This window comes from Nocardiopsis sp. N85 (assembly GCF_028882275.1).
GTDB lineage: Bacteria > Actinomycetota > Actinomycetes > Streptosporangiales > Streptosporangiaceae > Nocardiopsis > Nocardiopsis lambiniae.
The window spans coordinates 21,509-42,641 of the sequence record NZ_JARBUT010000025.1 but is presented as its reverse complement, the minus strand read 5'-3'; the positions used below and the strand labels follow the sequence as shown (position 1 = coordinate 42,641).

20 protein-coding genes are annotated in these 21,133 nt (G+C 69.4%); all 20 read right to left on the bottom strand.

Features of this window, described 5'->3' with window-relative positions; all coding sequences use genetic code 11:
- Positions 1-21: 21 nt before the first annotated feature.
- The 20 genes from atpD to lysA all read right to left on the bottom strand — a co-directional run bounded on the left by atpD (position 22) and on the right by lysA (position 20,990).
- Positions 22-1,464, bottom strand: coding sequence for a F0F1 ATP synthase subunit beta (gene atpD, locus PWG71_RS25680; RefSeq protein WP_274812586.1), 1,443 nt, complete (start codon positions 1,462-1,464; stop codon positions 22-24).
- Between the two features lie 5 nt (positions 1,465-1,469).
- Entirely contained in the window at positions 1,470-2,390 is a 921-nt protein-coding gene (locus PWG71_RS25675) for a F0F1 ATP synthase subunit gamma (protein WP_274812585.1), read from the bottom strand.
- Positions 2,391-2,393: 3 nt separating this feature from the next.
- Positions 2,394-4,034 (bottom strand): F0F1 ATP synthase subunit alpha, encoded by a 1,641-nt coding sequence (gene atpA, locus PWG71_RS25670; RefSeq protein ID WP_274812584.1) that lies wholly within the window; start codon positions 4,032-4,034, stop codon positions 2,394-2,396.
- Positions 4,035-4,099: 65 nt separating this feature from the next.
- The gene (locus tag PWG71_RS25665) at positions 4,100-4,924 is read right to left on the bottom strand and encodes a F0F1 ATP synthase subunit delta (protein ID WP_274812583.1); all 825 of its coding nucleotides are present in this window, start codon (positions 4,922-4,924) and stop codon (positions 4,100-4,102) included.
- On the bottom strand, positions 4,924-5,469 hold the full coding sequence (locus PWG71_RS25660; RefSeq protein ID WP_274812582.1) for a F0F1 ATP synthase subunit B: 546 nt from the start codon (positions 5,467-5,469) through the stop codon (positions 4,924-4,926). The genes PWG71_RS25665 and PWG71_RS25660 overlap by 1 nt, the downstream gene beginning before the upstream one ends.
- A gap of 30 nt (positions 5,470-5,499) precedes the next feature.
- Entirely contained in the window at positions 5,500-5,718 is a 219-nt protein-coding gene (atpE, locus tag PWG71_RS25655; RefSeq protein WP_220562989.1) for an ATP synthase F0 subunit C, read from the bottom strand.
- A gap of 106 nt (positions 5,719-5,824) precedes the next feature.
- Complete coding sequence (atpB, locus tag PWG71_RS25650) at positions 5,825-6,682, bottom strand: F0F1 ATP synthase subunit A (protein ID WP_274812581.1); 858 nt, start codon at positions 6,680-6,682, stop codon at positions 5,825-5,827.
- A 93-nt stretch (positions 6,683-6,775) separates the two neighbouring features.
- A complete protein-coding gene (locus tag PWG71_RS25645) occupies positions 6,776-6,991 on the bottom strand; it encodes a hypothetical protein (RefSeq protein ID WP_274812580.1) in 216 nt (71 codons plus the stop codon).
- A gap of 63 nt (positions 6,992-7,054) precedes the next feature.
- Positions 7,055-7,492: a hypothetical protein gene (locus PWG71_RS25640; RefSeq protein WP_274812579.1), complete on the bottom strand. Its 438-nt coding sequence runs from the start codon at positions 7,490-7,492 to the stop codon at positions 7,055-7,057.
- Positions 7,493-7,732: 240 nt separating this feature from the next.
- Positions 7,733-8,884, bottom strand: a complete 1,152-nt coding sequence (locus PWG71_RS25635) for an MraY family glycosyltransferase (protein ID WP_274812578.1) — start codon at positions 8,882-8,884, stop codon at positions 7,733-7,735.
- Between the two features lie 159 nt (positions 8,885-9,043).
- Positions 9,044-9,859 carry an L-threonylcarbamoyladenylate synthase gene (locus PWG71_RS25630; RefSeq protein WP_274812577.1) on the bottom strand — a complete coding sequence of 272 codons (816 nt, stop codon included), beginning with the start codon at positions 9,857-9,859 and terminating at the stop codon, positions 9,044-9,046.
- Positions 9,860-9,932: 73 nt separating this feature from the next.
- Positions 9,933-10,796, bottom strand: coding sequence for a peptide chain release factor N(5)-glutamine methyltransferase (gene prmC / locus PWG71_RS25625; protein ID WP_274812576.1), 864 nt, complete (start codon positions 10,794-10,796; stop codon positions 9,933-9,935).
- Positions 10,793-11,863, bottom strand: coding sequence for a peptide chain release factor 1 (gene prfA, locus PWG71_RS25620; RefSeq protein ID WP_274812633.1), 1,071 nt, complete (start codon positions 11,861-11,863; stop codon positions 10,793-10,795). Before prfA ends, prmC begins: the two co-directional genes overlap by 4 nt.
- A gap of 109 nt (positions 11,864-11,972) precedes the next feature.
- On the bottom strand, positions 11,973-12,185 hold the full coding sequence (gene rpmE, locus PWG71_RS25615; RefSeq protein ID WP_274812575.1) for a 50S ribosomal protein L31: 213 nt from the start codon (positions 12,183-12,185) through the stop codon (positions 11,973-11,975).
- 194 nt (positions 12,186-12,379) lie between these two features.
- Positions 12,380-13,108 (bottom strand): zinc ribbon domain-containing protein, encoded by a 729-nt coding sequence (locus tag PWG71_RS28885; RefSeq protein WP_446725100.1) that lies wholly within the window; start codon positions 13,106-13,108, stop codon positions 12,380-12,382.
- Between the two features lie 435 nt (positions 13,109-13,543).
- The gene (rho, locus tag PWG71_RS25610; RefSeq protein ID WP_274812574.1) at positions 13,544-15,496 is read right to left on the bottom strand and encodes a transcription termination factor Rho; all 1,953 of its coding nucleotides are present in this window, start codon (positions 15,494-15,496) and stop codon (positions 13,544-13,546) included.
- A gap of 442 nt (positions 15,497-15,938) precedes the next feature.
- Complete coding sequence (gene thrB, locus PWG71_RS25605) at positions 15,939-16,901, bottom strand: homoserine kinase (protein ID WP_274812573.1); 963 nt, start codon at positions 16,899-16,901, stop codon at positions 15,939-15,941.
- Between the two features lie 75 nt (positions 16,902-16,976).
- Positions 16,977-18,035, bottom strand: a complete 1,059-nt coding sequence (thrC, locus tag PWG71_RS25600) for a threonine synthase (RefSeq protein WP_274812571.1) — start codon at positions 18,033-18,035, stop codon at positions 16,977-16,979.
- Between the two features lie 220 nt (positions 18,036-18,255).
- Positions 18,256-19,542, bottom strand: coding sequence for a homoserine dehydrogenase (locus PWG71_RS25595; RefSeq protein ID WP_274812570.1), 1,287 nt, complete (start codon positions 19,540-19,542; stop codon positions 18,256-18,258).
- Positions 19,543-19,604: 62 nt separating this feature from the next.
- Positions 19,605-20,990: a diaminopimelate decarboxylase gene (lysA, locus tag PWG71_RS25590; protein ID WP_274812569.1), complete on the bottom strand. Its 1,386-nt coding sequence runs from the start codon at positions 20,988-20,990 to the stop codon at positions 19,605-19,607.
- Between the last annotated feature and the right edge of the window lie 143 nt (positions 20,991-21,133).

The following is a 21,133-nucleotide window of genomic DNA, read 5'->3' as shown; positions in this document are numbered from 1 at the left end:
CGACGGACGCTCCGCGCGGTTTCAGCCCTGGAGCTTCTTGGCCTTCTCGACGACCATGTCGATGTTGCCGACGTCGAGGAACGCCTGCTCGGGCAGGTGGTCGTACTCACCGTCGCACAGACCCTTGAAGGAGGCGATGGTCTCCTCCAGGGGAACGAACACACCCGGCGTACCGGTGAACTTCTCCGCCACGAACATGTTCTGCGACAGGAAGCGCTCGATGCGACGCGCGCGGTTGACGATGATCTTGTCCTCTTCGGACAGCTCGTCCATACCGAGGATGGCGATCTGGTCCTGGAGGTCCTTGTTGCGCTGGAGGATCTCCTTGACCCGCTGCGCGACCTGGTAGTGCTCCTGACCCACGTACTGCGGGTCGAGGATGCGGGAGGTCGACGCCAGCGGGTCCACCGCGGGGTAGATGCCCTTCTGCGAGATCGGGCGGGAGAGCTCGGTCGTCGCGTCCAGGTGGGCGAACGTGGTCGCCGGAGCCGGGTCGGTGTAGTCGTCCGCGGGGACGTAGATCGCCTGCATGGAGGTGATCGAGTGACCCCGGGTCGAGGTGATCCGCTCCTGGAGCTGACCCATCTCGTCGGCCAGGTTGGGCTGGTAACCCACGGCGGAGGGCATACGGCCCAGCAGCGTGGAGACCTCGGAACCCGCCTGGGTGAAACGGAAGATGTTGTCGATGAACAGGAGCACGTCCTGGTTCTGAACGTCGCGGAAGTACTCCGCCATGGTCAGAGCCGACAGCGCCACGCGCAGACGGGTGCCCGGGGGCTCGTCCATCTGGCCGAAGACGAGAGCGGTGTCCTGGAGGACCTCCATCTCGTCCATCTCCAGGAAGAGGTCCGTACCCTCACGGGTGCGCTCGCCGACACCGGCGAACACGGACACACCACCGAAGTTGCGGGCGATACGGGTGATCATCTCCTGGATCAGCACGGTCTTGCCGACACCGGCACCACCGAACAGACCGATCTTTCCACCGCGCACGTACGGGGTGAGAAGGTCGATGACCTTGATGCCCGTGACCATCATCTCGGTCTTGGACTCAAGCTGGTCGAACGCCGGCGGCTTGCGGTGGATCGGCCAACGCTCGGTGACGTTGAGCTCCGCGATCGGCACGTCCATGGACTCGCCCAGGGTGTTGAACACGTGACCCTTGACGATGTCGCCGACCGGCACACTGATGGGCTCGCCGGTGTCGCGCACCTCGGCGCCACGGACCAGACCGTCCTGCGGGGCGAGGGAGATGGCCCGCACCAGGTTGTCACCCAGGTGCTGGGCGACCTCCAGGGTGATGACCTTCGTCTCGCCACCGACGGTCACGTCGGTGTGGAGGGCGTTGTAGATACCAGGGATGGAGCCGACGGGGAATTCCACGTCGACGACCGGGCCGGTGACCCGGGCGATACGACCGGTGGCGGTGCCGGCACCGGTCGTCTCTTCAACAGTCGCAGTCACTTTTCTTACTCACTTCCCGCGCTTGCAGCAGAGAGCGCGTCGGCACCGCCGACAATCTCACTGATCTCGTTGGTGATCTCGGCCTGCCGCGCCTGGTTGGCCAGACGGGTCAGGTTCTTGGCGAGTTCCTCGGCGTTGTCGGTGGCGGCCTTCATGGCCGCGCGACGGGACGCCTGCTGGGATGCCGCGGACTCCAAGAGGGCGAAGTAGATGCGGTTGGTCACGTACTGCGGGAGCAGCCGGTCCAACGCCTCCTCGGCGGAGGGCTCGAACTCGTACAGCGGCAGGGCCTGCCCGCCGTGCGCGGCTTCGAGCTCCGCCTCGTCGACCTCTTCCACCTCCAGCGGCAGCGCCCGCGTGGCGGCCGCGCGCTGGGTCAGCATCGACACGAACTCGGTCGAAACCACGTGGATCTCGTCAACGCCGCCCTCGGAGGTGTCCTGGGCGAACCTCTCCATGAGCGCGGTGCCGATCTCCTGGGCGTGCGCGTAGGTCGGACGCTCGGTGATGCCCTCCCACTGGTCCTCGACCTTGCGGTCGCGGAACCTGTAGGCGGCCATGCCCTTACGGCCCACCATGTAGGTGACGACCTCCTTGCCCTGCTCCTTGAGGAGCTGAGCGAGGGATTCGGCCTCCTTGAGGACGTTGGACGAGAAGGCGCCGGCCAGGCCCTTGTCACTGGTGATGACCAGGACGGCGGCACGGGTGGGGTTCTCGGCCTCGGTCAGCAGCGGGTGGTCGGACACCCGGCTCGCCAGGGCCGAGACCGCCCTGGTGATCTCCCGCGCGTAGGGTCCGGCAGCCTCAGCCGCACGCTGCGCCTTGGTGATGCGCGTCGTGGCGATGAGCTCCATCGCACGGGTGATCTTCGCCGTCGACTTCGTCGCGCGGATCCTCCGGCGATAGACGCGAAGCTGTGCACCCATGGGTTACTTCCCGCCCTTGGCGACCTTGATGGTCTCTTGGCCGACGTTCTCCTCTTCGAGCGCCTCGGCCTCGGCCTCGGTGCCCAGGAGCGTGCCCGCTGAGGTCTGGAAGCCCTGCTTGAACTTGTCGAGCGCGCCCTCCAGGGCCTGCTCGGTCTGGCTCTCGAACTTCCCGCTCTCACGGATGTCGTCGAGGACGCTCGTGTGCTCGCGGTCGAGGAAGTCCAGGAAGTCCTCCTCGAAGCGGCGCACGTCCTCGACGGGCACGTCGTCGATGCGGCCGGTGGTGCCCATCCAGATGGAGACGACCTGCTTCTCCATCGCGAACGGGGAGTACTGGCCCTGCTTGAGCAGCTCCATCAGGCGGGCGCCGCGCGCCAGCTGCTGCTTGGAGACCGCGTCCAGGTCGGAGCTGAAGGCGGAGAAGGCCTCAAGCTCGCGGTACTGGGCCAGGCCCAGACGGAGGGTACCGGAGACCTTCTTCATCGCCTTGGTCTGGGCCGCGCCACCGACACGGGAGACCGAGATACCGACGTCGATGGCCGGGCGCTGGCCCTGGTTGAACAGCTCGGAGTCCAGGAAGACCTGGCCGTCGGTGATGGAGATGACGTTGGTGGGGATGTACGCCGAGACGTCGCCCGCCTTGGTCTCGATGATCGGCAGCGCCGTCAGCGAGCCCTTGCCCAGCTCGTCGGAGAGCTTGGCGCAGCGCTCCAGGAGCCGGGAGTGGAGGTAGAAGACGTCACCCGGGTAGGCCTCACGGCCCGGCGGGCGGCGCAGCAGGAGGGAGACCGCGCGATAGGCCTCGGCCTGCTTGGTCAGGTCGTCGAAGACGATGAGGACGTGCTTGCCCTCGTACATCCAGTGCTGGCCCAGGGCCGAACCGGTGTAGGGGGCGAGGTACTTGAAGCCCGCCGCGTCGGACGCGGGGGCCGCGACGATGGTGGTGTACTCCATCGCGCCGGCCTCTTCGAGGGCACCTCGCACGCTGGCGATGGTGGAGCCCTTCTGGCCGATCGCGACGTAGATGCAGCGCACCTGCTTGTCAGGGTCGCCCGACTCCCAGTTCGCCTTCTGGTTGATGATCGCGTCGACGCAGACCGCGGTCTTGCCGGTCTGCCGGTCGCCGATGACCAGCTGGCGCTGGCCGCGGCCGATCGGGGTCATCGAGTCGATCGACTTGATACCGGTCTGAAGCGGCTCGTGAACGGGCTTGCGCTCCATCACGGTCGCGGCCTGCAACTCCAGCTCACGGCGCTCGGTGGACGCGATCTCGCCCTTGCCGTCGATGGGGGTGCCCAGGGGGTCCACCACACGGCCGAGGAAGTCGTCACCCACCGGCACCGAGAGGAGGCGGCCGGTGCGACGCACCTTCTGCCCCTCTTCGATCCCGGTGAAGTCGCCCAGCACAACGGCACCGATCTCGCCGATTTCGAGGTTCTGGGCCAGGCCCAGGGTTCCGTCCTCGAACTTCAGCAGCTCGTTCGCCATCGCCGAGGGAAGGCCACTGACGCGGGCGATGCCATCACCGGAGTAGGTGACGGTACCGACCTCTTCCGCGCGGGTGGTCTCAGGCTCGTACGACTGGACGAAGCGCTGCAGCGCGTCCCGGATCTCATCCGGCCGGATCGTCAGCTCCGCCATCTCTACGTTGTCCTTGCTCTCAAGTGGCGCCTGACCGGCGCCGTGCGTGCTTGCCTTGCGTTTCTTCAGCCGGCCAGACGGCGCTGGGCCTCGGCGATACGCCCGGCGATGGTCCCGTCGATGACCTCGTCCCCCACCTGGATGGACAGGCCACCCACGATCTCGGGGACGACCTCGATGTTCAGGTGGATGTCGCGGCCGTAGGCCCGCGACAACGCGGCCTCCAGCCGGGACTGCCGGTCCTCGCTCAGGGCGACGGCGCTGCGGACGACCGCGACGTAGCGCATGGCGCGCTCGGCGACGATCCGACCGTAGTTGTCCAGCGCCTGTTCCAGGGTACGTCCCCGGGGTCGGGTGACCGCTTGGCCGACGAGGGTCAGCGTCGCGGAGTCCACCTTGCCCGAGAGCAGGTCCTCCAGGAGGGAGAGCTTGTGCTCGCGGGAGACCCCGTCACGGGTCAGGGCGTCGCGCAGTCGCGGCTGGGCGGCGACGATCCGCTCGAAGCGGAACAGTTCGTCCTCCAGCCCGTCCAGGGCCGCGGCGCTCTGGAGGGAGGCGATGGTCGTGTAGACCGCCATCCGCTCCAGGGCGTCCACGAGGTCGCGGGCGCTCGACCACTTGGCCGAGACGACGTCGGAGGCCACGAGGACCGCCGACGGCGACACCTTGGACTCCAGTAGATGCCCGATGAGGCCGGTCTTGGCCTCGGACGGGTTCGCCTGGTCGGCGAGCCAGCGGCGCAGCGAGTGCTCCTCGGTGAGCAGGCCGACGACCTGGAACAGCTCGCCGCCCAACGCGACACCGCTCTGGGCGGTGCCGGCCGACGCCAGGACGTTCTCGTCCAGGCGCCGGGTCACCTCTGTCAGCGACGTGCGGCTGATACCACGCATCAGCGCACCTCGGCTTGCTGCTTGCCCTCGCTCTGCTCCAGCTCGTCCAGGAACCGGTCGATGACGCGGTTCTGAGCGGCGCTGTCGCTGAGACTCTCGCCGACGATCCGGCTGGCGAGCTCGGTGGAGAGCGTGCCGATCTCACCCTTGAGCTGGACGAACGCCTGCTGGCGGTCGGCCTCGATCTGGGCGTGGGCCGCATCGATGATGCGGCGGGCCTCGACCTGGGCCTCCTCGCGCGCCTCGGCGATGATCGCCGCGCGCTGCTCCTTGGCCTTCTCCAGCTCCTGGGCGTACTCGCGGTGGGCCTCTTCGAGCTTCTCGCGGTACTGCTGGCGGATCTCGTCCGCCTCGGCCTCGGCCTTCTGAGCGCGAGCGATGCCACCCTCGATCTGGTCGGCACGCTCGTCCAGCGCCTTCGTCAACCGCGGCCACATCTTGTAGACGACGCCGAGGATGATGAGGAAGGCGATGAGGCCGAAGGTGAACTCGTCCCAGTGAATCCGCAGGACGTTTTCTTCAGCTGCCAAATACACGGTTGGCATCCCCTTCGCGTTCTCTATGACCAGGTGCTACTAGACGGCGAACGCGAGCACGAAGCCGAGGATGGCCAGGGCCTCGATGACGGCGAAGCCGAAGATCATCTGGCCCTGGAGGACGCCACGGGCCTCAGGCTGGCGGGCGATGGCCTGGACACCGAGACCGAAGACGAGACCCACACCGATGCCGGGGCCGATGGCGGCGAGGCCGTAACCGATGCTGTTGAGGTTACCTTCGATGGCGGCGAGATCCATTGATATTCCCTTTACTACAGGCCGACGATCATGGACGTCGTCGGACGAACGTGATGAACCGAATAGGTCTTGCGGTGCGTACCGGGAGGGACCACGGGGGCCTCTCCTAGTGCGCGCCCTCCATGGCCTCACCGAGGTAGATGGAGGACAGGAGGACGAAGACGTAGGCCTGAACCGCCATGATGAACAGCTCGAAGGCCGTGAAGACCAGGAAGCCGAGCAGGGCGATACCGGAGTAACCGACCGAGATGGCGCCGAACAGCGGACCCATCGGGGAGGTCGGGTTGAACATGTAGAAACCGGCGGCCGCGAACAGTGCGAGCAGCAGGTGCCCGGCGAACATGGTCGCGAACAGACGGATCATGTGCGTGGCCGGACGGATGACGAAGTTCGACAGTGCCTCGATGGGCACCACGACCGGCAGGATCCACCCGGGGACACCGCCGGGGACGAGGCGGGCCTTGAAGTGGGCGCCGACTCCGTGGCGGCGGATGCCGACCACGTTCCACAGGATGAAGATGAACAGGGCCAGTACCGCGGGGAAGGCCAGGTTGGAGGTCACCGGCAGTTGGAGGCCGGGGATGATGCCCATGACGTTCATGCAGAAGATGAACAGGAACAGGGTCACCATCAGGGGGAGGTACTTGTCCCCCTCCTTGCCCATGGTGGTCCGGGTGACCTGGTCGCGCAGGAAGCCGACCAGCAGTTCGGCCACGCTCTGACCGCGGCCCGGAACGACCTTGGCCCTACGGGTGGTGAAGTACCAGAAGGAGGCGGCGACGATCAGTGCGACCACCGCCACCAGGTAGTACTTGGTCAACCCGGAGGTACCGGCCAGGCCGAAGTCGACCCACGGCGTCGGGAAGAAGAGGCTCCCGACAGTAGGAGCCTCGAAACCACAGCCATCCCCGAAGAGGTGGCAGCCTGATTCGGACGCCGCGACGACGCTCACGTCAGCACCCACGGCGATCCCTTTCGTCGTGACGCAACTCAATCCTTGGTTCTCTGGTCGGGACGCCCCTGCCCACGGCGGGGGCGGACGCACCCGAGTGTTCGGTCAGGAACGGACGTACTGGGCGTAGATGAGGTAGATCGAGCCCACCAGACCCACGCCGAGACCGATGGGGAGGAAGAGGCCGGAGAAGCCCAGCGCCCGATCCACGGCCCAACCCACGGCGCCCCAGAAGGCGAGCCCTCCCAGCAGGTACGAGATGAGAGCGGTGGCGTTGGCGTTGGACGACCGTTCGTCGTTCTTCGCACTCGTCCGACTCATGCTCTCGCTCCGGAAGATAGCAGTAGGTGATCAGACTCGGCACACCGCCCCGCGTCAACGGGTTCACCGGTGCGCCTCACTGTCCTCGGACTCGGATCCGCCCTCGCTCGCGGGGACGATGGTCGGCTGCCTGCTCCGCTTGACCGCCACGGACTGAGCCGCCAACCACGCGATGACGCAGGCCAGCGCCGTCCAGCCGAAGACCCTGGTGTCCAGGGCCTCGGTGCCCCGGAAGACCATGAGGACGGCCAGCAGGATGCCGAACTTGGTCGTGTAGACGAGGAGGGCGACCGGGAGGAGGAGATCCGGACGTCGGCCGCCGGTCCAGGAGATGACGAACGCCGAACTGGCGAACGCGCCGATCACCAAGGCGACCCCGAAGAGGGCGCCGAGGAGTCCCTGGATCCCGGCTACGGCGAAACCCGCGATCAACGCGACCACGCCGACGAGCGCCGTTGGAATCGCGGCGCCGCGGAGGGTCCGGGCGTCGTGTTCCTGCATCAGAAAAGCTCCGTGAGGTTCAGTGGTTGCCTGCTCGTGAAAGCTATCACAAGGATTTCGGTGCTGGATCCGGGGGTTCCTTAACGCGACCTTAACGCCTTGAGAAACGCCCGCTCCGGGGGATCTTCGGGCCTTGTGTCACCTTGGCCACACCCGCCTCGGCCGCCACCGAGGCCCCTTCCGGTCCTCTCGTGACACCGTCCGAAAGGGACCCGGACCCCGAGGCCGGTCACAGGCTTCTCACGGTTTCACACCATCGTTCGCACGGACCGCGCGGGCGCGACCCCAGGGCAGCAGGCCACGCCGCCGCAACCGGGGCAGGGCGATGAGCCCGACCGCGCAGACCGCCACCAGGGCGGTCACCGTCAGCACCACCACGGCGGAGTCGAACACCGACAGCGCCACCGCGGCGAACGCCACGATCCCCGCCCACAGGTACATCAGCAGCACCGCGCGCACGTGGCTGTGCCCCATGTCGAGGAGGCGGTGGTGCAGGTGTCCCCGGTCCGGGGCGAACGGGGACTTGCCCGCCAGGGTGCGGCGCAGCACCGCCAGCACCAGGTCGGCCAGCGGCAACGCGATGACCAGCAGCGGCAGTGCGATGGGGAGGAACACCACCAGACCCGAGTTGAACTCCTCGCGGGCGGTGTTGGCGTCGAACTGGCCGGTGACCGTGATGGTGATGGAGGTGAGCAGCAGGCCGAGCAGCATGGACCCGGTGTCGCCCATGAACACCTTGGCCGGGTGGAAGTTGTGGCAGAGGAATCCGACACAGGTCCCGGCGAGGATGATCGCGATCATCGCCGGGTACGACTGGCGGACGAACCCCTGCTCCACGGCGACCACGTAGTAGTAGGCGAAGAAGGCGAAGGCCGAGATGCCGACGATGCCGGCGGCCAGCCCGTCCAGCCCGTCGGCGAAGTTCACCGCGTTGATGGTCACCACGATGAGCAGTACCGACACCAGCGCGCCCAGCCAGGGGCCGAGCGAGAGCTGGGTGCCGGGCAGCGGCAGCCACAGCAACTGCACGCCCTTGGCGACGAGGATCCCGGCGGCCGCGACCTGTCCGGCGAGTTTGCTGACGGGCCCCATTCCCCACCGGTCGTCGATGACACCGATGACGGTGATGAGGCCGCCGGCCAGGAGCAGGCCGATCCAGGTGTCGGCGACGAACACGTTCTGCAGATGCGGCAACTGGGCCGAGAGCAGCAGCGCGACGGCGAACCCGCCGTAGATGGCCAGCCCGCCCAGCCGGGGAATGGGTTCGGTGTGCACGTCGCGATCGCGCACCGGCGGCGTGGCGCCGAAGGCGATCGCGAACTTGCGCACCAGCGGAACGAGCAGGTAGGTCACCGCCGCGGCGATGACGAAGGTGAGCGCGTACTCCCGCACTGCCTGGCCCTTCTGTCCTCTGGTCGGCTAGATCGTGTCCCGCGGATGCCCACCCTGCCGCGCGACGCCCCGGCACGCCCGCCGCCCTCCACAGCCCTCGACGAACGGCCCGCGGCCGACGGCGTTCCCCTCGCGACGGGGGCACCCGCGGAACAGGACCTAGTCGCGGTCGTTGTGGGGGGTCTCGGCGGTCGGCTCCGCGGCCTCGACCTGATCCGGGGCGGTCGCGCCGGGGTCGGTCGGCACCGCGGTCGCGGCGGTGTCGGTCGGCACCGCGGTCGCGGCGGAGTCGGTCCGCGGACCGACCGGGCGCCCCGGACCCTTGCGCAGTTCGCCGATGACGGTGCCGCACACCTCGCGCAAACGCTCGATGGGGATGGCACCGCTGCGCAGCACGCGCGGCACCGCGTAGGTGAGGTCGACGATGGTGGAGGGCACCGAGGACTCGGTGGCGCCGCCGTCGAGGTAGACGGCGATGTCCTCCTCGCCGAGTTGTTCGATGGCCTCGGCCACCTTGGTGGCGGCGGGGCTCCCTGACTTGTTGGCGCTGCTGACCGCCATCGGGCCGGTCTCCTTGAGCAGGTCCAGGGCGACCGGGTCCATCGGCATGCGCACCGCGACGGTGCCCTTGGTGTCGCCCAGGTCCCAGGAGAGGCTGGGGGTGGCGGCGCAGACCAGGGTGAGCGGGCCGGGCCAGAACTCGTCCATCAGGTCGCGGCCGTGGTCGCCCAGCTCGTCGATGAGCGCCATCGCCGCGCGGGTCGAGCCGACCAGCACGGGCGGGGGCATCTCGCGGCCCCGGCCCTTGGTGGCCAGCAGGTTCGCCACCGCCTTGGGGCTGAAGGCGTCGGCGCCGATGCCGTACACGGTGTCGGTGGGCAGCACCACCAGTTCACCTCGGCGCACCGCGGACGCGGCGTCGGCGACGCCGTCCTTGCGAGCGGTCTCGTCCGCGCAGTCGTAGATGCGGCTCACGTGCGTTCACCTCGTTCTCGAACAAGTCGACCGGGCTGCGCCGGTCCGGGGCGGGTCGTGACCACCGGGGCCGTCAGTCCTCGTGGTCGGCCCGACGCATGACCACGAAGCGGTCGCGGCGGGCCAGGTCCTTGCGGTTGAGGACGTCGCGCCATCCCTTGTCCTCGGGGAAGAGCCAGGGGATGTCGATGCCCTGGCCGTCGTGGTGTTCGACGGCCATGGCACCGCCGGGACGCAGCAGTCTGCGGCCGACCGCCTCCAGGTCACGGATCATGTCCAGACCGTCCTCGCCCGACCAGAGGGCGGGGGCGGGGTCGTAGTTGCGCACCTCGGGGGGGATGGCGTCGGCCTCCCGGGTGGGCACGTAGGGGGGGTTGCTGATGAGCAGGTCGACCCGGCCGTTGAGCTCGGGCAGCGCGGTGCGCATGTCGCCCAGGTGCGGGGTGACCCGGTCGGCGTGACCGCTGGCGTCGATGTTGCGCCGGGTCCACCCCAGGGCCACCGGGTCGATCTCCACGGTGTGCACGCGCGAACGCGGCACCTCCTGGGCGATGGAGATGGCGATGGCGCCCGAGCCGGCGCCCAGGTCGACGACCAGCGGGTCGGCGACGTCCATGGCGCGCAGGGTCTCGATCGCCCAGTCGACCATGATCTCGGTCTCCGGCCGGGGGACGAACACGCCGGGCCCGACCTGGAGTTCCAGGTAGCGGAAGTAGGCGCGACCGGTGATGTGCTGGAGCGGTTCGCGGGCCTCGCGCCGGGAGACGCACTCCCAGTACCGGGCGTCGAAGTCGGTGTCGGCGACCGTGTGCAGTTCCCCTCGACGGACACCGTGCACGAACGCCGCGAGTTCTTCGGCGTCCGTGCGAGGCGATGCGACGCCCGCCTCCGCGAGTCTCAGTGTCGCGCGGGCGACCTCGTCGAGAAGAAGGTTCATGATCCCTGGGCCGCTTCGAGCCTCTCCTTGGTGTCCGCGTCCACGAGGGCCTTGATGACGCCGTCCAGTTCCCCGTCGAGGACATGGTCGAGGTTGTAGGCCTTGTAGCCGACCCGGTGGTCGGAGATGCGGTTCTCCGGGAAATTGTAGGTGCGCACGCGCTCGGAGCGGTCCACGGTGCGGACCTGGCTCTTGCGCTCGGCCGCGGCCTCGGCGTCCGCGCTGGCCTGGGCCTCGGCGTAGATGCGGGACCGCAGGATGCGCATGGCCTGCTCCTTGTTCTGGAGCTGGCTCTTCTCGTTCTGGCAGGAGGCCACGATGCCGGTGGGCAGGTGGGTGATGCGCACCGCCGAGTCGGTGGTGTTGACGCTCTGGCCACCGGGCCCGGAGGAGCGGTAGACGTCGATGCGCAGATCCTTCTCGTGGATCTCGACCTCGATGTCCTCGGCCTCGGGGACCACCAGCACGCCGGCGGCGGAGGTGTGGATGCGGCCCTGCGACTCGGTCACGGGGACGCGCTGCACCCGGTGCACACCGCCTTCGAACTTGAGCATCGGCCAGACGCCGGCCCCCGGCCCGGGGGTGCCCTTGTTCTTGAAGGCGATGGTGATGTCCTTGTAGCCGCCCAGGTCGGAGAGCGTGGTGTCGATGACCTCGGTCTTCCAGCCCTGGCGTTCGGCGTAACGCAGGTACATGCGGACCAGGTCGGCGGCGAACAGGGCCGACTCCTCGCCGCCCTCACCGGCCTTGACCTCCATGATGAGGTTCTTGTCGTCGGCGGGGTCGCGCGGGACGAGCAGGAAGCGCAGCCGGTCGGTGAGCCGTTCGGCGTCCCGGGTGAGGCGTTCGGCCTCCTCCGCGAAGGAGGAGTCCTCGGCGGCGAGTTCGTGAGCGGCCTCGATGTCGCTCTCGGTCTCCTTGAGCGCGCGGTAGGTCTCGATGATGGGGGTGAGCTGCGCGTAGCGCTTGCCCAGTGTGCGCGCCCGGCTCTGGTCGGCGTGCACCTCCGGGTCGGCGAGCTGCTGTTCCAGCTCGTAGTACTCCCCCAGGAGGTCGTCCAGCTTCACTTGTGCCACCCCGTCTTGATTCGCGTGCCTCGCCTGCCTGTCGCCCCCCGAGGGGGCCGTGGGTCCCGTGGCGCCGGTGCTCCGGCGCCACGGGAAGGAACGGGCGCCGCTACTTGGTGCGCTTGCCGAAGCGCTTCTCGAAGCGGGCGACCCGGCCACCGGTGTCGAGGATCTTCTGCTTGCCGGTGTAGAACGGGTGGCACTCGGAGCACACCTCGGCGCGGATCTTGCCGTCGGCCACCGTGCTGTGGGTGACGAACTGGGCACCGCAGGTGCAGGTCACCTCGGTGGCGACGTACTCGGGGTGGATGTCGGCCTTCATGGTGCGTCTCCTTGTTGAGGCGCGACCGCCGGACGCACGCCGGACGCACCACCGCACTGGTGGGGCGTCGTCACGGGCATGCGCGAACCGGTGTCGCGGCGATCCAGGTAAGGGGCGGCGGGTCCTCATGGAGGAGGGCGGGCCGTATCCCCGGTACCAGTTTGCCAGAACCACAACCGTGCCGTGACCGGTGTCTATTCCCTCTTCTCCGTTTCGGCCCCGTTCGCTGCGCGACGCGCGTCGGACCTGCGCAGGTGCACCGCCGGACCGGTGAGCGGCACCAGGGCGCCGCCGGAACGAGGGGAACGGTCATGGCCAGGGCGGAGAAGAGGGCGAGGCACCACGCCCCCGTGACCGGAGGAGAAGTCGCGGTGCGTGCGGCCGATGACCTCCTCCCCGCCTCGACGGTGGGAGGGCCCGGCGGTCGCCCGCCGCGTCTCCTGTTTCATCGACGCCCGCCCGGCGGGGAAGGACTCCCGTTGAGGTCGCGCATCGTCTCCGCCGGCGAGCGCCGCCGGCCCGGCGGCTCGTGGTGTCCTGGCAGCGTTCACATCGCGGTCGCGCACGGTCCCGCACACGCGCGTCCGCTCCCGGACGTGCGGCGGCAGGCGTTCGGTGACCCGGCCACGGTCGGCACGGGTGCGGGTGGAGGGGAAGAACGGGTCCACCACGGTCAGGTCTCCTCCGTACCGCGCGCACCGGTACTCCGACATGGACCGCGGCTCCCGCCACCCGGCGTCGGAGATCGCGCGGGCGAGTCCTCGGTTCTCGACCAGGTCGCGGACAGGGGCGGGGGTCTTCACACCCGGAGAAGCGGTGGCCGAGCCACGAGGATCGGGCCCGGACGGTGGGGGCGGCGATCGCGACCACGCGGTGACGGCGATGAGGACGACCACCCCGCAACCGACGGGCACGGCGTACATGACGGGGACGCGGAGTCCGACGGGGAGGACGCCGGCGACGACCGGGGTGAGTGCGAGCAGGCCGAGCAGGGCGAGACCGTCCGTGTGGAGGGCTCCCCGGAGGCGGAGGATACTCGACCGACCCGACCCTGGATCGTCTCCCTCACCCGAGGCGGGCCCCATGGGTGACCTGCGACACATCGGTGACCTTTTTCGTCCGGCGGCGCTGTACTTCCGGATCATGGGACACGTCGCCCCCTCCCGGAGGAGGGGGTGGTGTCGTTCCCCATTCGGCCCTCGTCGGGGTCGGTGCCGGTTCCTTGGACGAGCGCTCGGGGCCGACCCCGGTCTTCGCGAGGCAGGCGGAGAACGACGGCGGAACGGTACCGACCCCCGACGACGAACGGCGGCCCCTCCCCCGCGTGGGGAAGGGGCCGCCGTGTCACGGTCACCCGATCAGGTGGTCTTCTGCACCTGGAGCAGGAACTCGGCGTTGCTCTTGGACTGCTTCATCTTGTCCAGGAGCAGCTCGATGGCCTGCTGGGTGTCGAGCGCGTGCAGGACCCGACGCAGCTTCCAGACCACGCTGAGCTCCTCCTGCGACATGAGGATCTCCTCCTTGCGGGTGCTGGAGGCGTCCACGTCGACGGCCGGGAAGATGCGCTTGTCGGCGAGGGAGCGGCTGAGCTTGAGCTCCATGTTGCCGGTGCCCTTGAACTCCTCGAAGATCACCTCGTCGGCGCGCGAGCCGGTCTCCACCAGCGCGGTCGCCAGGATGGTGAGGGAGCCGCCGCCCTCGATGTTGCGGGCGGCGCCGAAGAAGCGCTTGGGCGGGTACAGCGCCGTGGAGTCCACACCACCGGACATGATGCGCCCGCTGGCCGGGGCGGCCAGGTTGTAGGCGCGGCCCAGACGGGTGATGGAGTCCAGCAGGACGACGACGTCCATGCCCATCTCGACGAGGCGCTTGGCCCGCTCGATGGCCAGGTCGGCGACGACCGTGTGGTCCTCGGCCGGGCGGTCGAAGGTCGAGTGGATGACCTCGCCCTTGACCGTGCGCTGCATGTCGGTGACCTCTTCGGGACGTTCGTCCACGAGGATCACCATCAGGTAGCACTCGGGGTTGTTCTCGGTGATGGCGTTGGCGATCGCCTGCATCACCATCGTCTTACCGGCCTTGGGCGGCGAGACGATCAGGCCGCGCTGGCCCTTGCCGATCGGGGCGACCAGGTCGATGATGCGCGTGGTCAGCACACTCGATTCGGTCTCCAGGCGCAGGCGCTCCTGCGGGTACAGCGGGACGAGCTTGGAGAACTCCTGACGGCCCCGGGCCTGGTCGGGCGACATGCCGTTGACCGAGTCCAGGCGGACCAGGGCGTTGAACTTCTCCTTGCGCTCGTTGTCACGGGGCTGGCGGACCGCGCCGATGATGTGGTCGCCCTTGCGCAGACCGTGCTTGCGCACCTGGGCCAGGGAGACGTAGACGTCGCTGGAGCCGGGCAGGTAGCCGGTGGTGCGGACGAAGGCGTAGTTGTCCAGGATGTCGAGGATGCCCGCGACCGGCAGCAGGACGTCGTCCTCGCCGATCACCGGTTCGGGTTCCTGGCCACCGCGTCCACCGCGCCGGTCCCGACGGTCCCGACGGCGACCACGGCGGCGTCCGCCGAACTCGTCGTCGTCGGGGTTGCCGCCACCACGACCCTGCTGCTGGCCACCGCCCTGCTGCTGCGGGGCGGAGCCGGTGCCCTGGTCGTCGCGGTTGCGGTTACGACGGTTGCGCTGACGCTCGCGACCCTGCCCGGACCGGCCTTCGCGGTCCTCGGAGGTGTCGGAGCCGGTCTTCTGGGGGGTGCTGGATGTCTTGGTCACGCTGCTCGCGGAGGTAGAGGATTCGGCGCCGTCCACCGATCGGGGCTGGTCGCCGGCCTCTTCTCCGCGCCTGCGGGAGGAACGCCGGCCACGGGACGCCTTCTCGCCCCGCCCCTGAGAGTCGGTCACGGCCTGGTCCGACGACCGGTCGGCGGCGCGTGAACGCGCCTCGTCCGAGCCCGACGGCTCCTGGGACCGGCTGTCGGTTGCCTCGACCTTACCGGCCTCGGGCACGGTGTCGGCCTTCTTCACGGATTTGGTCTTGGCGGGGCCGCCGACGGGTCCGCCCTGCTTGGTCTCGATGGCGGCGATGACGTCGCTCTTGCGCATACGCCCCGTGCCGGTGATACCCAGGCTCGACGCGAGCTTTTGCAGCTCGGGGAGCTTCAAGGCGGCGAGACCGGTGCCGCGCGCCGCAGCGCGGGACCGGGCCGGCGACGTGCCCGTGGCCGAGGTGTCGCCGACCTCCGCTCCGGATGCGCCGGTGCTGTTCTTGCTGTCGACCGCCGCGTCCGTGTGGAGTTCGGTGGTGTCGCTCACTAAGGGTCCTTCCCAAGGAGCGGGCTTCGGCCGTCAGCGGGTGCTGGAGCGGCCGGCCCGGTGGTGCGAACCGGCTGGGCCGGGTAGGGCGTGCCCCACGTGGATGTCGGAAACCGGCGAGAAGACGGTCCCCTACCCGATCGCGGCGGGCTCTGGGTACAGCCAGACGTCGGGGCGGATGGCTCGGTGGTGATACCGGTCGACCGTGGCGGCACGCTCATCCGGGGTGGAGGAGCGGACAACGGAGACTTCGGCACAGTCGCGGGCAGACCGCGGAATCGACACATCGGCCACCGCTTCCGGACGGTCGTGGGACCGGACCACCGGAGTATGGGATGCGAAGGCCGCTGTGGCGGATGAGCACTCACCCCGCAACGGGGCATCTGGTGCTTCACCTAGCCTAACATCACCGGAGGCCACGGCTATTCCTCGACACATGGTGCTACGGATGGGGAGATGGGGACCGCACCCCCACCTGCTCGACGGGCAGGGGGCGTATGTCCCAATCATTACCCGTACTCCGACGGATTGAATCAATCGCCCCGACGATTTCCGGCGAATCGACCTCGGCCCTCCCTTCGGCCACAGAGCACAGCACGAGGACCGTGGGACCCGCCCCGGAGACCACGGCGGGCAATCCCCGCTGGTCACGCAGGTCGCGGATGAGTTCAAGGGTCCTCGGCATGGCGGGGGCGCGATAGGCCTCGTGTAGCCGATCCCGGGTGGCCGCGTACAGGGTTTCGGGATGGCCACAAACGGCCGCGGTCATGAGGGCGGCGCGGCCGGCGTTGAAGGCCGCGTCGGCGTGGGGGACGGTCTCGGGCAACAGCCCGCGGGCCCGTTCGGTGGACAGCCGCCACTCGGGGACGCACAGCACCGGCATCAGGCGGGCGTCCGGGGCGAGGGCCGCGGCACCCCAGCGTTCACCGTCGCGGTAGGCGATGGTGTATCCGCCGAAGACGCACGGGGCGACGTTGTCGGGGTGCCCCTCGATGTCGGCGGCGACCTGGTAGATCCAGTCGCGGTCGAGGTCGCCGTCGGGCGTGGCGCGCCCGAGCAGGGCGGCCGCAGCGGCGACGCCGCCGACGATCGCCGACGAGGACGAACCGAGACCCCGCGCGTGCGGGATGCCGTTGGCGCAGGTGAGCGTGAGACCGGGGAGTTTCTCCCCGGCCCGCTCGAAGGCCGTGGCCATGGACCGGACGACGAGGTGGCGGTGGTCACCGGGGACGTCGCCGGCGCCCTCACCGCTCACCTCCACCCGGAGTTCGTCGTCGTCGCGCAGGACGACCTCGAAGTCGTTGTACAGGGACAGCGCGAGTCCGAGCGCGTCGAAGCCCGGGCCCAGGTTGGCGCTGGTGGCGGGGGCCCGGACGGACACCCGGTCGGGGCGCGGTGGGGTCATGGTGGGGATCTTCTTCCGTGTTCACGGTGGGCCGGGGCTCTCCCGGGGGGCGCGGACGCCCCCGCGGGAGGGCCCTCAGGCCAGGTCGAGGGCGCGGGCCGCGGCCGAGGCGTCCACCGGGACGGTGGTGGCCGAGGAGGCGCCCGCCAGAGCCCAGTCGGGGTCTTTGAGGCCGTTGCCGGTGACCGTGCACACGATCCGGCTGCCGCGCTCGACCTGTCCGGCCTCGACGGCCTGGAGCAGGCCTGCGACGGAGGCGGCGGAGGCCAGTTCGACGAACACGCCCTCCTCGGCGGCCAGGAGCCGGTAGGCGGCCATGATCTGGCGGTCGGTGACCTTGTCGATGATCCCACCGGACTCGTCGCGCGCCTGCTCGGCGAGCTTCCAGGAGGCCGGGTTGCCGATGCGGATGGCCGTGGCGATGGTGCTCGGGTGGGTGACCGGGGCGCCGTTGACGATCGGGGCGGATCCGCTGGCCTGGAAGCCGAGCATGCGGGGGTTACGGGCGGAGATCCCGTCCCGGTGGTACTCGGTGTAGCCCATCCAGTAGGCGGAGATGTTGCCGGCGTTGCCGACGGGGATGCAGTGCACGTCCGGGGCGTCCCCGAGGGCGTCGACGATCTCGAAGGCGGCGGTCTTCTGTCCCTGGAGGCGGTAGGGGTTGACCGAGTTGACCAGGGCGACCGGGTAATCGACGCTGAGCTTGCGGGCGAGTTCGAGGCAGTCGTCGAAGTTGCCGTCGACCTGGAGCAGGCGGGCGCCGTGCACGAGGGCCTGGGCGAGCTTGCCCATGGCGATCTTGCCCTGGGGCACCAGGACCGCGCAGGTCATGCCGGCGCGGATGGCGTAGGCGGCGGCGCTGGCGCTGGTGTTGCCGGTGGAGGCGCAGATGACGGCCTTGGCGCCGTCCTCGGCGGCCTTGGTGATGGCCATCGTCATACCCCGGTCCTTGAAGGAACCGGTGGGGTTGAGGCCCTCGACCTTGAGGAAGACCTCGCATCCGGTGAGCTCGGATACGCGCGTGGCGGGCAGCAGGGGCGTGCCGCCCTCCTGAAGGGTGACGACGGGGGTGTTCTCGTTGACGGGGAGGCGGTCGCGGTACTCCTCGACGATGCCTCGCCACGCCCGTGCCATGCTCACGACTGTGTCCCTTTCGGGTGGATGCGATTCCGCTTGACGCGCGATGGAAAGGTGGGACCTTCCGACACCGGGGTCGGTGCCCTCACCTGGTACGAGTCTATGACCCGCCCGAAGTTATCTCGAATCGCGATCCTTGCGTCTCATATTTCGAGATGAACTCGGTGTACCGGGGCCCGGGGCGGGCATCGCGTCCCGCCCCGGGCCCCGGGCCGGGTCAGTCCGAGAAGGTCTCCACGCGCATGACGCTGGCGACCTCGCGGACCATGTCGTGGCCACGCAGGTCGTCGACCGTGCGGCTGAGCGCGGCGTCCGGCGCGGGGTGGCTGACCAGCACGAGCTGGGCGTCCTCACCGCGTCCCTCCTGGCGCACGTTCTTGATGGACACCTGGTGCCGGGCGAAGATCTCGGCGACCTTGGAGAGCACGCCCGGCCGGTCCGCCACGTCCAGCGCCACGTGGTAGCTGGTGATGGTCTCGCCCATGTCGTGGACCGCCAGACCGGTGTCGTGTCCGCCTTCGGCCACCGAGGTGCCGGCCAGGCGGTTGCGCGCCACCGCCACCATGTCGCCCAGGACCGCGCTCGCGGTCGGGGTGCCGCCGGCGCCGGCGCCGTAGAACATCAGCCGACCCGCCGACGCGGCCTCGACGAACACCGCGTTGTAGGCCTCCTTGACGCTCGCCAGCGGGTGCTCGACCGGCAGCATCACCGGGTGGACGCGCACGCCCACCGACTTGTCGTCCTCCGAACGCTGGCAGATCGCCAGGAGTTTGACCACGCAGCCCATCGCCTTCGCACTGGCGATGTCTGCGGCGGTCACCCCCGTGATGCCCTCGCGGTGCACGTCGGCCGCCGTCACACGCTGGGTGTGGAAGGCCAACCGGGCCAGGATCGCGGCCTTGGCGGCGGCGTCGAAGCCCTCGACGTCGGCGGTCGGGTCGGCCTCGGCGTACCCCAGGGCCTGGGCCTCCTCCAGGGACTCGGTGAACCCGGCCCCCTGGGAGTCCATCCGGTCGAGGATGTAGTTCGTGGTGCCGTTGACGATGCCCAGCACCCGGTTGACGCGGTCGCCGGCAAGCGAGTCGCGCAACGGGCGCAGCAACGGGATGGCGCCCGCGACGGACGCCTCGTAGTACAGGTCGACACCGGCCTCGCGGGCGGCGGCGTGCAGTGTCTGTCCGTCCTCGGCCAGCAGCGCCTTGTTCGCCGTGACCACGGACTTGCCCGCGCCGATCGCCGCCAGGATCAGCGAACGGGCCGGTTCGATCCCCCCGATGACCTCGACGACGACGTCGATGTCGGGCCGGGTGACCAGGGCCATGGCGTCGGTGGTCAGCAGCGACGGATCGACACCGCGGGCGCGGTCGATGCGCCGCACCGCGATTCCGCCGATCTCGATCGGCGTGCCGATCCGTGCGGCCAGCTCCTCGGACTGCTCGTCGACCAGGTGAACGACTTGCGAACCCACAACGCCGCATCCGAGCAGCGCCACCTTCATCGCCATTTGGGCGTGACTCCCAGTTCTCTCGTGTCCTCTTGACGTCTTTCGTCGTACTCGCGGACCGGTCAGCCGACGTCCAGGCGGAGGAGGTCCTCCTCCGTCTCCCGACGCACGATCACGCGGGCGGCACCGTCCCGGACCGCGACCATGGCCGGTCGCGGCAGATGGTTGTAGTTACTCGCCATGGAAAGGCAGTAGGCGCCGGTGGCCGCGACCGCGACCAGGTCGCCGGGACGCAGGTCGGCGGGCAGGTACAGATCGTGCACGATGATGTCGCCGCTCTCGCAGTGCTTGCCCACCAGCCGGGACAGCATCGGTTCGGCGTCGCTCTCCCGCGACACCAGGCGGCCGGTGTACTCCGAGCCGTACAGGGCGGTGCGGATGTTGTCGCTCATCCCGCCGTCGACGCTGACGTAGGTGCGGATGCCCTCGACGTCCTTGACCGTACCGACCTCGTAGACGGTGATCCCGGGCGGACCGGCGATGGCGCGGCCCGGCTCGACGGCGATGCGCGGCACCGGCAGACCGGCCTCCTCGCACTCGCGTCGCACGATCGAGGTGAGGCCGTCGGCGATGGTCTTGGGGTCCAGCGGGGTGTCGCCGGAAACGTAGGCGATGCCCAGGCCGCCGCCCAGGTCCAGCTCCGCGAGGGTGACGCCCAGGTCGTGGTGGATCCCCGTGAGGAAGCGGGCCACCCGGCGGGCGGCCACCTCGAAACCGGAGGTGTCGAAGATCTGGGAGCCGATGTGCGAGTGCAGACCGACCAGTTCCAGGTGGGGCGCCTCCAGCACACGGCGGACCGCCTCGGCGGCGGCGCCGGTGCTCAGCGCGAACCCGAACTTCTGGTCGTCGTGGGCGGTGGCGACGAACTCGTGGGTGTGGGCCTCCACGCCGGTGGTGACGCGGATCAGCACCGCGGGGGTCCGGTCCAGGGAGGCGGCGACGCGCTCCAGGCGCTCGATCTCGTCGAAGGAGTCGATGATGATCCGGCCGACCCCGACCTCGACCGCGCGGTGGAGCTCGCGCTCGGACTTGTTGTTGCCGTGCATGCCGATGCTCTCGGGGGGCACCCCCGCGGCCAGCGCCACGGCCAGTTCGCCGCCCGAGCAGACGTCGAGCTTGAGCCCCTCCTCGATCACCCAGCGGGCGACCGCCTTGGTCAGCAGGGCCTTGCCCGCGTAGTAGACGTCGGAGCCGGCGAAGGCGGTCGCGTAGTCGCGGGCCCGCGCCCGGAAGTCCTCCTCGTCCATGACGAACAGGGGCGTCTCGTACGTGGTGGCGAGTTCGCGCACACCGATACCGCCCACCATCAGTTCGCCGTCCTGACGACGTGCGGTGGCGGGCCACACCCGCGGGTCGAGGGAGTTGAGGTCCTCGGGCGGCAGCGGCGGGTTGTCCTCGGGAAGGATCTCCGCGTGACGGGATCCGGCAGGGTGGGCGTAGCGGCTCATAACGGGCTTTCGGCTGGAAGGGCGTGGCTGGAGGGACGGCACCCCTCCCCATTGTCCACTTGTCCGATCGGAACGCAGGGGTCGGGTTCGCCCCACCGGGCGGCGCGATGTCCGGGCGTGGGTCACGGCAAGGGCCCGGACGG